Source organism: Sporosarcina sp. FSL K6-1508 (assembly GCF_038007465.1).
GTDB classification, from domain to species: domain Bacteria; phylum Bacillota; class Bacilli; order Bacillales_A; family Planococcaceae; genus Sporosarcina; species Sporosarcina psychrophila_B.
Window position 1 is genome coordinate 2,601,900 of the sequence record NZ_JBBOXF010000001.1, and the last position, 12,730, is coordinate 2,614,629.

10 protein-coding genes are annotated in these 12,730 nt (G+C 39.7%); all 10 read left to right on the plus strand.

The window, feature by feature from the left end; genetic code table 11:
- The first annotated feature begins 1 nt into the window (after nucleotide 1).
- The 10 genes from MKZ11_RS12955 to MKZ11_RS13000 all read left to right on the plus strand — a co-directional run bounded on the left by MKZ11_RS12955 (nucleotide 2) and on the right by MKZ11_RS13000 (nucleotide 12,647).
- Nucleotides 2-1,816: an ABC transporter substrate-binding protein gene (locus MKZ11_RS12955; protein ID WP_340794833.1), complete on the plus strand. Its 1,815-nt coding sequence runs from the start codon at nucleotides 2-4 to the stop codon at nucleotides 1,814-1,816.
- 346 nt (nucleotides 1,817-2,162) lie between these two features.
- Nucleotides 2,163-3,269, plus strand: a complete 1,107-nt coding sequence (locus MKZ11_RS12960; RefSeq protein WP_340794834.1) for a sugar ABC transporter substrate-binding protein — start codon at nucleotides 2,163-2,165, stop codon at nucleotides 3,267-3,269.
- A gap of 90 nt (nucleotides 3,270-3,359) precedes the next feature.
- Nucleotides 3,360-4,880 carry a sugar ABC transporter ATP-binding protein gene (locus tag MKZ11_RS12965; protein WP_340794835.1) on the plus strand — a complete coding sequence of 507 codons (1,521 nt, stop codon included), beginning with the start codon at nucleotides 3,360-3,362 and terminating at the stop codon, nucleotides 4,878-4,880.
- Between the two features lie 68 nt (nucleotides 4,881-4,948).
- Nucleotides 4,949-6,067 carry a sugar ABC transporter permease gene (locus tag MKZ11_RS12970; protein ID WP_340797007.1) on the plus strand — a complete coding sequence of 373 codons (1,119 nt, stop codon included), beginning with the start codon at nucleotides 4,949-4,951 and terminating at the stop codon, nucleotides 6,065-6,067.
- Nucleotides 6,068-6,191: 124 nt separating this feature from the next.
- The gene (locus MKZ11_RS12975; RefSeq protein ID WP_340794836.1) at nucleotides 6,192-7,172 is read left to right on the plus strand and encodes a substrate-binding domain-containing protein; all 981 of its coding nucleotides are present in this window, start codon (nucleotides 6,192-6,194) and stop codon (nucleotides 7,170-7,172) included.
- Complete coding sequence (locus MKZ11_RS12980; protein ID WP_340794837.1) at nucleotides 7,169-8,629, plus strand: sensor histidine kinase; 1,461 nt, start codon at nucleotides 7,169-7,171, stop codon at nucleotides 8,627-8,629. Before MKZ11_RS12975 ends, MKZ11_RS12980 begins: the two co-directional genes overlap by 4 nt.
- Nucleotides 8,610-10,061, plus strand: a complete 1,452-nt coding sequence (locus tag MKZ11_RS12985; RefSeq protein WP_340794838.1) for a response regulator — start codon at nucleotides 8,610-8,612, stop codon at nucleotides 10,059-10,061. The genes MKZ11_RS12980 and MKZ11_RS12985 overlap by 20 nt, the downstream gene beginning before the upstream one ends.
- A complete protein-coding gene (locus MKZ11_RS12990) occupies nucleotides 10,042-10,155 on the plus strand; it encodes a helix-turn-helix domain-containing protein (protein WP_340794839.1) in 114 nt (37 codons plus the stop codon). The genes MKZ11_RS12985 and MKZ11_RS12990 overlap by 20 nt, the downstream gene beginning before the upstream one ends.
- 12 nt (nucleotides 10,156-10,167) lie before the next feature.
- On the plus strand, nucleotides 10,168-11,238 hold the full coding sequence (gene xylF, locus MKZ11_RS12995) for a D-xylose ABC transporter substrate-binding protein (protein ID WP_340794840.1): 1,071 nt from the start codon (nucleotides 10,168-10,170) through the stop codon (nucleotides 11,236-11,238).
- A 527-nt stretch (nucleotides 11,239-11,765) separates the two neighbouring features.
- Nucleotides 11,766-12,647: a helix-turn-helix transcriptional regulator gene (locus MKZ11_RS13000; protein ID WP_340794841.1), complete on the plus strand. Its 882-nt coding sequence runs from the start codon at nucleotides 11,766-11,768 to the stop codon at nucleotides 12,645-12,647.
- Nucleotides 12,648-12,730: the final 83 nt, after the last annotated feature.

Below are 12,730 nucleotides of genomic sequence, written 5' to 3' on the forward strand. Positions count from 1 at the left end.
CATGAAGAAAGTTTTATTTCCAGTCTTACTGATAGTGATATTGGTTTTAACTGGCTGTGTGCAAACGAAATCGGATGTCAGCGAACAAGAGGATACAGTTAAAGGTGGCGTTAAAGACGATACAAAAGCTGAAATTGAAGTTCTTGGTATGAGTTCTAGTGAAGAGGACATGAATATCGTACGGGATCAATTGACGAAAAATGGATTTGAAGTAAAATTAAATATTCAGCCCGATTATGGCAGTTTCAAAGCCCAACAAGATGCTGGGAATTATGATGTTGCTGTATCTAGTTGGACAACAGTTACTGGAAATCCAGATTATGCAGTCCGTTCTTTATTCAAAACAGGCGGCGATTATAGTATTTTAGCAGATACTGTAGTTGATGAATTAGTCGATAAAGCCAGCACAGAAACGCCAGATGAATTTGTTGAGACATATAAGCAGTTGGAACAACAGCTTGTTACGGAGAAAGCCTATATTGCGCCGCTTTACAATTCATTCAAAGCACAAGGTGTTTATAAGGAAGTGCTGAATGTAGATACGGTTCGACTCGCAAAATCACGTGCGGTTGCGTGGGAAACAATTGACTTTAATGATGCGTCTATGAGAGATAAAGAACCTTTAATTATGCAGCAAGCGTTGGGTGCACTGACATCTCTTGACCCGATTAAAGGAAATGACGGTTCCATTAATACGTTAAACACTAATTTATATGTTCGACTTGTAAATCTTACGGATGATGATGTTGTCGTTTCAGATGGTTCTCTATCTTATAATCACAGTATCGCTGAAGGAAATTCGGAGTACTATTTTATTCTTCGAGATGACATCAACTTTGCAGCGGTTGCAGATGGGAAGGCTGTGGATACCGGAGAGCGCGTAGGGGCAGATGATGTTATCTTCTCGTTAAATCGTGCAAAAGACAAAGACTCAGTTCCTGATCACCGGACATACAGTCTGCATGAGCATATTAAAGACGCAGAAGTTGTAACAGATCTTGCTGCTCTTGATCAAATCCAACAGTCAGATGGTAGCGGTACGGTCAAAGAAGCGCTTGAAATAGGGTTGGACGTAAAAATCTCAGAACTTGTGGGGGACAAAACTAAGGCAAACAGTAAAGAAGGAAAATACCAAGTTATTAAAATGACGACAACTGAACCATTCCCACAAGTCTTGAATTATTTAGCACATCAATCTGCTGGAATTGTTTCGAAAAAACAAGTTGAAAGTATTAACACCTATGATGTTGCAGCATTTGATGTGAACAAGGATATTCCATACGGTGATCAAAATACTGTTACGGAAGGTGCAAGCTACAACAATACACTGTATGCAAGTGGACCCTATATTTTAGTGAAAAAGAATGACTACGAAGCAGATTTCGTGAAAAATCCTGCGTACCGACCTGGTACGGATTTTGAACCAATTATTTCAAATGTCATTGTGCGTTTCATTGCAGATGCGGATAGTGCATTATCTTCATTACGAAATGGTGAAATTCACTTATTCAATGGTGTACCGGAAACAAAGTATGATCTTGTTGAGAATAATGATAAACTGTTCTTGCAAAAGAATGATAGCAATGCAGTTTCGTATTTGCTATTCAACACGGCCAATCGCGAAGTTGCAACAAGCGAGGATTTAAGAAAAGCAGTGCTTTATTCAATTAACCAAGACGAATTCTTAAGCTATTACCAAGGGAATAAGAAAAAAGCATTTTCCACAGTAAGCCCACTTGTGAATACAGGTAATGAACTTGTTGCGGACTCTGCAAAGGCAAAAGAGTATTTGGAAAAATATAAAGCAACAAAATAAAACAATCGAGACCAATCTTCCTTGTGTTATGAGGAAGTAGACTCAAAAAGCCAGTGGAGCATAATGCTCCACTGGCTTTTTGACGTATTATTTTACCTTGAATGGCGTCTGAATCGGTTGATTAAAGCGGGCAGTATCGGAAGTGCCAAAATCAAGCAAAGTAAGGTATCAATTCAAAAAAAAATGGAGGTCTCTCTTTCAAAGCCGAAATTATTTATTCCACCAAAAAGCTAAAAAAGTATAGTTAATGTTAAAAAAACACCGTTGATAGCGCTTTCATATTGAATTTTCAGAGTTTATGATTAAGTAGTAAATACTTTTTATTCAAAAAGAGAGGGGTAAAAAAATGATTAAGAAGTTTAAGGGGTTAACATTTTTGGCAATCTTGATGGTGTTCGCACTCGTCGCAGCTGGATGTAACAATGACGGAGGTAGTTCGGTTGACGTAGGTATTGTATTACCGACGAAGGATGAACCTCGATGGGTACAGGATGAGCAACGTTTCAAGGATGCATTAGCAGATTCAGATTATTCAACGGAAATTTTATTTAGTCAAGGGTCTTCAGCGAAAGAAAAAGAAAATGTAGAGGCATTATTAAATAAAGGCATCAAGGTATTGATCATCACTCCTCATGATGGTGCGGCTGCTGCATCTGCAGTAGAAGCAGCGAAAAAAGAGGGTGTAACTATTATAGCGTATGACCGTTTAATTACAGATACGGATGCAGTGGATTATTATGTAACATTCGATAGTTTAGCAGTAGGTGCTGCACAAGCACAGTATTTAGTGGACAATGCACAGGGGTCTGACGTTCCGCTATACCTTTATGCAGGGGCGGCTTCAGATAACAACGCATTTTTATTCTTCGAAGGGGCCTGGAAAGTGCTTCAACCGAAAATTGCAGATGGTACCTTTAAAATTGCTAACTCAAGTGAAGCGGAGGGGTTAAAAGATTCAGTCGATCTTTCGCGCGACCAACTAGGAAAAATTATTGGTCAAGTTACAACGAACTGGGATGCAAATGATGCGAAAAACAAAGCACAAACACACTTAACAGCTGCGGGTGACGACTTAAAAGGTGATGTTGCAGTTCTAGCTCCGAATGATGGAACAGCTCGGTCAATCGCAGACGTATTTGCTTCTGATAGTGTAATTTCAAGTTACTTTGTGACTGGGCAAGATGCAGAGAAAGCATCTATCCAATATATAATCGACGGAAAACAGTCGATGACGGTATTCAAAGACGTTCGTGCACTTGTGAAAGATGCGATGGGTATGGCAGTTGAAATCTTAGATGGCAATACACCAGAAACAACAGGTTCTTATGATAATGGTTCAGTTGAAATTAAAGCGAAACAAACGGACGTAATCGTGGTGAATGAAGATAACGTGAAATCTGAGCTAATCGATTCTGAATACTACGAGGCAAGCGAATTCACAGGTTTAGAGTAAAAGTATCACATTGGAAAATGGAAAATAGTGATAGTGTAATCTATCACTATTTCTCCATTTCTATTTTGTTTGGGTTAGGGAGGCGATAGAATGAGCGAATATATTTTAGAGATGAATGACATATCTAAAGAGTTCCCGGGAGTCAAGGCCCTATCAAACGTGAATTTCAAAGTGAGAAAAGGAGAGATTCATTGTTTGGTTGGGGAGAATGGTGCTGGAAAATCGACGCTAATGAAGGTGTTGAGCGGAGTTTATCCATTTGGCACATACGACGGAGATATCGTATTTGAAGATCAAATTCAACAGTTCAATGAGATTAGCGATAGTGTGAAGGCTGGTATTGGCATCATTTATCAAGAGTTGGCACTCTTTCCGGATTTGTCCGTCTATGAAAATATATTTGCTGGCAATGAAGTGAAAAAGGGTCCGTTCGTTGATTGGAATCAAACAATCGTTCAAGCTACGCAGATACTGAAAAAAGTAAAGCTGAAAGTGACGCCGGAAACACTGATTAGGGAATTAAGTGTAGGAAAACAGCAGCTCGTAGAAATTGCCAAAGCATTAAGTAAAGATGTAAATCTGCTGATTTTAGATGAGCCGACGGCAGCACTGAATGAAGATGACAGTGAAAATCTGTTAAAACTCCTAAAGGAATTAAAAAGCCAAGGAATTAGCTGCATCATGATTTCTCATAAGCTGAAGGAAGTTATCGAGATAGCGGATAAAGTAACGATTTTGCGGGACGGCAAGACGATTTGTACGCTAGATGCAAGTAAAGGGGAAGTAGCGGAAAATGTCATTATCAAAAATATGGTAGGACGTGAAATCGAAGACATTTATCCGAAACATCCTGACAAGAAAATCGGAGACACTGTCCTCAAATTGGATAATTGGTCAGCGTATGACACGCAACTAGGAAGAAATGTTGTGAAAAACATCAATCTTCACGTGAAAAAAGGCGAGATTATTGGGATTGCTGGTCTGATGGGGTCCGGTCGTACAGAACTTGCTCTTAGCATTTTTGGGAATCCGAAAAACTATAAGTTACAAGGGGATTTGGAAATTCAAGGGGCGCCAAAAGTACTGAAGCATACAAGTGATGCGATTAAGGCTGGTATTGCGTATGTGACGGAGGATCGAAAAGGAGACGGACTGTTTTTATTACAGGATATTAAGAGTAATGTCTCAGCGGCGCATCTGAAAGGTATTTCGACGAAGGGGATTCTCAATTTAAATGAAGAAGTGAAGGTTGGTAAAGAGTACAAAGACTCTTTGTATATTAAAGCGAGTTCACTAGAGCAAATAGTTGGCAAATTGAGTGGGGGAAACCAACAAAAAGTTTCGCTTGGGAAATGGTTGTTTACTGGACCTAAGATCTTAATCTTAGATGAACCGACAAGGGGAATCGATGTTGGGGCGAAATTCGAAATTTATACGATTATGAATCAGTTGATTGACGAAGGTATGAGTATTATTATGATCTCCTCTGAACTTGGTGAGGTGCTAGGGATGAGTGATCGTATCTATGTTATGGCAAATGGCTCGATCAAAGGAGAACTGGCCATGAAGGAAGCGACACAAGAAGCGATTATGGAACTTGCGACGCAATAGGAGGGATAACGTTGGGATTTTATAAAGAAACTAAAGCGCTCGTCAAAGCCAATATTCGAGATTACGGGATGTATATTGCGTTAATCGTTATTTTGTTAACATTTACGATTATGACGAACGGCTTGTTTATGTCTTCTCGAAACATAAGTAACTTACTGGATTCTGCTGGTTATATTGCGGTTTTAGCAGTTGGGATGACCCTTGTTATCGTCATTCGTCATATTGATTTATCGGTGGGCTTTTTAGCAGGATTTCTAGGTGCGATTACAGCCATTTTCTTGACGCAAATGGGCTTGTCAGTATGGATTACTATTCCACTGATTTTAATTTTAGGCGCTATCATTGGATTATTTAACGGGGTATTAGTTGCTAAAATTGGAATTCCATCATTCGTTGCTACGCTGGCTGGGATGTTGATTTTCCGTGGTGCACTCCTCCAGGTTACAGAAAAAACGGGAACGATTATTGTTAGGGATGAACAATTCAATGCGATTGGGAATGGATTTATTCCATCGATTATGCAAATTAATGGCTTGCATCTACTGACGTTATTAGTAGGATTTGTTGGAGTTCTTTTATATATATACAATGAAATCGCCAATCGTCGTAACAAATTGACGTATGGCTTTGATGTAATGTCTAAGGGGATATTTAGCGTAAAGCTTGTTTTGATATCAGCTATCATTGCTTATATTACATGGATTTTAGCAGGCTATAATGGATTTTCTTGGACGGTTGTCATTATAATTTTCGTTGTAGTAATCTACCATTTCTTAACGACTAAAACAGTACTCGGTCGTCACATTTATGCAGTCGGTAGTAACCCGGAGGCTGCACATTTAAGTGGAATCAATGTACAAAAGATTACATATATCGTCTTTGGTTCGATGGGAATGCTCGCTGCATTATCCGGAATTCTTTTTACATCACGGCTTCAATCCGCAACGACGACAGCCGGAACTCTCTTTGAGCTTGATGCCATTGCAGCAGCATATGTGGGGGGAGTTTCGTCAGCAGGCGGTGTTGGAAAAGTGACAGGTGCCATAATTGGAGCTATCGTGATGGCTTCGTTATCAAGCGGGATGAACTTACTGGGCGTCGGGATTTCCTATCAATATATGATACGCGGCGGTGTTTTAGCCGGAGCAGTAATCTTCGACGTAATGACTCGTAAGCAACGGGCTTAAAAGTGAAGGCTAGAATAATCAGGCATCCTGTTTGTGGGGTGCCTGATATCGTTTTGTAAGTCATTGTTAATTTCTCGGCAAGTGGTAAGATGAAAGGAAAAAGCATGGGGAAAGAGGAAGGTGTATGCGGAAAAAAGTTGTTCTTATGCTTGGCGCGCTCATTGTGATTTTTGGCTATTTGACTATTGTATCAGCAACTAAAGCCTTTCGTTCAACTAGTGAGATGCCTGCTAACCTCTCCTCTGCACCGGCATCTATTCGTCTCGTACTCATTACGCAAGAGCTTGATACTCCTTTTTGGAATAAGGTCAGTAAAGGGGCTGTAAAGCAGGCGCAAGAAGAAAATGTTCAACTCGAAGTGTGGGGAAGCTATGGCACCAACCAAGCTGACTTTTTGAAGAAAATGGAGGTTGCCATTCATTCAAAAGTGAACGGAATTATCGTACAAGGGCTAGATAATGAAGAATTTAAAGAGCTGACAAAGGTTAAAGCAGCTTTTTATGGGATTCCTGTTATTACCGTAGCAAACGATGTTCCTGTGGAAGAGAGCTTGCGAAAAACCTACGTGGGTTCGGATCAATTTTTGGCAGGAAAAGTGGTTGCCCGTCAATTGATAAAAGAAATGGGGCAGACAGGAGAAGTAATTATACTTGGCGATCAAGAGCAAGCATATTATCAGAAGGAACGTTTAGCCGGTATTCAGAATGTAATAAGCGGATATCCAGGAATTGAAATAATTATTAGAGGGACCGCGGATACAAAGGAACAAATCATGGCAACGACTCAGCAGGCAATGAATGAAGTTCCGTGGGTCTCTGCTTTTATAGCCATCAATGCAAATTATGCAGGGCCGATGATTCAAGAAATAGGAAGACGCACGCAGGTCGAGCCGTATCATATTTATACCTTTGATGATGGGGCTGAATCAACAGCTTTATTAAAACAAGGTAAGCTTGATGGGATTTTGGAACAAAAGCCGGAAGAGATGGGCAGTGAGAGTGTGAAATGGTTGATGGAATGGATTTCAGGCGAAACTGTCCCGCTTGATTCGAATGGTTATCTTACCGAAACGCGCATGGTCGTAGTGGAGGCTGAAGGACTATGACAACAATCCAAAAGAAGATTTGGATCCTCGTTTCCGTTATGTTGCTGATTATGGGGGTCATTTGGTTGACGCTTACGCATTACAATCAGAAAACGCAGGAACAATCCAATGCTATTTTACAGCGTTATTTGCGAATGAATGAAGTGACAACAGCTAGTCAGCAGATAATTACCAATTTAAATAATTATTTATTCGACACGACAAATAATCATAAGCAACAGATAGAGAAGAGCATCGCCTTTATTGAAGAGGTACAACTGGATGTAGCGGAGCTGCGAAACGTAGAAAATGCATTTTCAGTAACCAATTATATTCATTTAATCGATAGCCTTATCGAGACGACCAATCGCTCCATTATGTTTTCAGAGGCAAAAGACATGGAAGGCTCGACCAACCAATTCAATGAAGCAAATCGTATTTCTATGTACATATCTGAAATGACCTTAACGATTTTAGATCGGGAATTGAAGACGTATGACCGATTTTATAGGGATATTATCATACAGTCGCAGGAGCTGAAAAAGCTGGGGATCTGGTTATTGCTTTTGATCACCGTCGTGTCACTATTGGCTACATATTGGTTTTCAATTAGCATTACGAGACCGGTTCATCAGCTCACACAGGCGGCTAATGAATTGTCACAAGGTCGTTTTAATCAACGAATTGACGTGAAATCCAATGATGAGATCGCTTTTTTAGCAAAGACCTTTGATAAAATGCGTATAAACATTAATGACTTAATATTGGAAATTCGGCAAAAGGCCCAGCTTGAACATGAGCTTCAGCAAAGCAAGTTGTTGTTGAAAGAGAGTCAATTTAGGAGCTTACAAAGCCAAATAAACCCACACTTTTTATTCAATACATTGAACACATTGTCGAAAAAGGCGTATTTGGATGGTGCGGAGGAGACAAGTGATCTCATAGTTAGCGTAGCAGGCTTGCTACGCTATAATTTGAAGCGGATTGACCGCTCTGTAACGTTGTTTGAAGAAGTGGTTGTTTTGAATCAGTATATGGAAATTCAAAAGGCGCGATTTAGAGATCGTTTACAATTTAAATCTGACATTGATGAATCTTGCTTACAGGTGAAAATCCCGGGTTTAACCCTTCAGCCCATTATTGAAAATGCCGTAATCCATGCTATTGAACCCGAAGAGAGCGGGGGAATCATATGGTTCAGGATTAAGAAGGATGGATCAGGGGTCATCATTGAAATCGAAGATAGTGGAAAAGGGATAGCTCGAGAGAAAATGGAGCAACTGATAAATGGAGATGTCGCGCCAATGGAAGGACATTCTACAGGAATCGGCTTTCAGAACGTGGTGAAAAGATTACAGTTATTTTATGGAGCAGAGGATTTAATCGCAATTGATAGCAAGGAAGGTCGGGGTACAAAAGTAATCATACAAATTCCAACGGCAAGGGAGGAAGTTGCTGATGAAGCTTCTTATCGTTGATGACGAACCAATTGAAAGAGAAGGGATGCAGGCAATCTTACAAAAAGCATTTCCCGATCTTACTATATACCAAGGGAAAAATGGTAAATTGGCAATTGAACTAGCAAATGTAATTCAACCGGATTTAATCTTAATGGATATTATGATGCCTGGAATGACAGGGCTTGAAGCTATAGAAAAAATCCAGGCAGAGCATTCTTCTATCAAGTTTGTAATGGTGACGGCATTTGATATGTTTGATTATGCGAGAGAAGCTATCAAGCTCGGTGTAAAAGATTACTTGCTGAAGCCGAGTAGGGCAAGTGAAATTGTCGACACAGTGGGTAGGGTTCTAGAGGAATGTAGGCGTGAACGTGAGGCAGAGGCAACAAGTCAGATACAGCATGAAAAGTGGCAACAAGCATTGACACTAGCGGAAACAGATATCGTGACACAGCTATTATTTGACCATATACATGAAGTACATATCGATATGCTCGTTGAGATGCTGAATATTCGCTCCACTGCTGAAAAATTTGTTCTAGTGGTCTTACTGCCGAAGGGGGGAGAGCACTATTATATATCCATCAAGGAAAAGGTGCGCGAAAACGGAACTGCTTGGATAGGTGCGTTATATGGACGTCAGCTTCCTATCATTATGTTCCGTGATCAGGAGAAATCTTTTCGATTACAAGCGATTACATTAGCTGCATCAATTTTATCATTGGGCAAAAAGCAAATGGGTTCGGGTTGGTTTATAGGGATTGGCCAGGTTTATGAGCCATTAGACGAAATACGTCAGTCGTATCAAGAAGCGCTCATTGCGACCATAGATACAACGCTAGCGGCAAAAAGTCGTTTTTATGCTGACGTTCCAGCTTTAAGTTTAGAAACGGACAATCAAATTATCAAGCGGCAACAGAAAGATTTTTTTGACCAAATTCGTTTAGGGAATTGGGTGTCCATTCGTTCTGGTGTGTTGGATTTGATTCGGCAGCATGAGAATGGAGGGAATTCACTGATCTACACTCAGCAGCGGGTGCTCGAGTTGCTCTGGGTTGCGAACCGGGTTATGGATGAGATGGGAATGGAAGCGAACGCCCCTTTTTTCCCGTTTCAAGTACAGGATTACCGTCAATTACGAACGGAAACGCTTCTTCTGCTGGAACGCATGAATGCTATCTACGACGCGCATTATGATCAGGTTGAGGATGATAAGATACACCAAATTAAACAATTCATCTACGAACATTCACACAAGGCTATTTCATTGGATATTCTCGCGCAACGGGTCAACTTAAGCCCGATTTACATTAGTAAAATGTTCAAGGGAAAATTGGGTATTAATTACATCGATTTTTTGACGGAGTGCCGAATTGAAAAAGCAAAAAAACTTTTGAATGATCCAGAGAGAAGTTTAAAGGAAATTACATTTGAGGGTCGGTTATCATGAGCCGAATTATTTCAGCAAGGTATTCAAGAAAATGTGTGGAATATCCCCGAAGGAATACCGAAGAACGTTATTGAGTAAAAAAGCTGAAGTTTGAAAGGGGGAGCAGATGAAACAGAAGATTAGAGTCGTGTGTCTTGCGGGGATAGCCTTGCTTCTAGTTGCTAGTATAAGTACGTCAAAGCAGATACCGGAAACCGGAGAATCTGAGGAAACGACACCGCCCAGTGAGAAGCATGAGCCGATACGTATTGGATTTTCGATGGATACATTACTTGAAGAACGCTGGCTGAAAGATCGAGATTTGTTCAGGGATGCCGTTGAAGCACTAGGAGCGGAAGTCGAGATTGTAGCTGCGAATGGAGATGATGCACTTCAGATTTCACAGGCAGAGGCCCTTATTCAAAGCGGGATCGACCTTTTAGTAATTGTTCCACACAATGCTGAGGCAACAGCTGCGATTGTACACAAGGCCCATCTTGCAGGGATACAAGTAATTGCCTATGACAGACTTGTCAAAAATGCGAATCTCGATCTGTATGTGTCTTTTGATAATGAACAAGTGGGCGAAATGCAGGCCAAAGCGATTACTGACCTCGTACCGAATGGGAATTACGTCTATATTGGCGGGGCTATTACGGATAACAATGCGCATTTATTGAAAAAAGGTGTGTTCAATGTGCTGCGTCCCTATATTGATCGTGGGGATATTACCATTGTTTATGATCAATGGACTGAGGATTGGACTCCAGTGAATGCGCAATCCAATATGGAAGAAGCTCTCCGGACAACAAACAAGCAGATTGATGCTGTGATTGCTGCGAATGATGCCACGGCAGGTGGAGTGATCCAAGCACTCACAGCAATTGGACTAGCCGGTCAAGTACCAGTTGCCGGGCAGGATGCAGATTTGGCAGGCGTACAGCGAATTGTTGCTGGAACACAAACAATGACAGTCTATAAGCCGATTAAGATGCTTACACAGCAAATAGCAGAATTAGCGGTTGCAATGGCAAAAGGTGAGAAAATACCTGCTGAGCAAAAAGTTAATAATGGGAAAATTGAAGTCCCTTCTGTGTTACTAACGCCAATTGCTGTAAACAAACACAACTTGGATAGCACGGTTATTTTTGATGGATTTCATTCACCTGACGATGTTTATAAAACAACGTTGCAGTAAATAGAAGTATAGTTTAAGTGTTTTAGTGCCAATGTGTTAATTGATTGTACAAGAGTAAGTTTTTTTAAACTACACAAAACACGTTCTATTCATCCAATGAATGTTGAGCGTGTTATTTTTATTGTCTATTTTGGGAAGGTAGATAGAATTCTTGGGAAAATTAGTCAGTTCTTTCAGTACCTTCACCAATGGTTGTGATGCTTCCAAAAAACACAACAATGAATAGAATTAATGAACGAAAGTTGAAAATATTAAAGATTTTACTTACGAAAAAATAGCCTATAAACCCATGAATAACAACTACTGTTGTGGCGAGAATTATGCTAGCAAGGCAGACTTTAATGTGTTTGTTCATTATTTAAATCCTCTTTTCTTTTTGATAAAGCAACTTTAGCATTTTGACCCAAATAAATTTTGATTTATATTGCTAAATTGTAAAAACGTCACAAACTATAAATTCGCAACTATTATCAAAAGGTTTTTTAAAAGCTGTGTATGATTAACTTTAGGAAAGGTGGCCAGCAAAGTTGAAATATGAAGCTGTCATTCAATGTTCTTTCGATTGGATTGAAAGAAATCTACATCGAAAGATTTATCTTGAAGATGTGTCTAGAGCATCCAACTTCTCAAAATTCCATTTTCATCGGATTTTTCAAAGTACGATAAATATGAGTGTTGATGACTACATACGAATGAGACGTTTAGCTTTAGCCTCAGTACAATTAATTCATTCGGATGAACGAATTATTAATATTGCTTTAGATGCTCAATTCAATTCACAAGAGGCATTTAGCCGTTCATTTAAAAAGCTGTATGGTCTTTCGCCTGGCGAATTTCGAAAAACGATGAGAATAATTACATTTAAAGAAGGAGAGAAAAGTCAAATGGAAAGTCCGATAAAAGGTTGGTTTTTAAGTGGAAGTCATCCATATCATTATAAAATGGATGTTGACCATAAAGTTGTTCACGAAGGAAGAGTATCAGGGTATTTAAAATCAGAAACGGTTCTCGAAGAAGATGAGTTTGCAACGATGATGCAACAATTCAAATCTGACAATTATAAAGGAAAAAGAATTAAGCTTTCATGTTTTGTGAAGTGTGATAATGTAGCGAGATTTGCAGGGGCATGGATGCGAGTAGATAATCAAAGTGGTGATGTATTGCAGTTCGACAATATGAGCAACCGTCCAATTGTTGGTACTTTAGATTGGAATTATTATTCGATTATTTTGGATATCCCAAAAGAAAGTGCAAGTATTTCTTTCGGGATGTTATTGCAAGGGGTGGGGGAAATCTGGATGGACAAATTTTCATTTGAAGAAGTGGATGAAAGTGTACAGACGACGAATATAGAGTTTTTTCCTGAGATGTTAGATGAACCAGTTAATTTATCTTTTGAAGAATTTTGATTAGAAAGGAGTACTAAAAAGTGAGATAGAATCAGTTTTGTTTCAGTTTACTAGATCTAAATGATATGCACAGCAAACAAGTG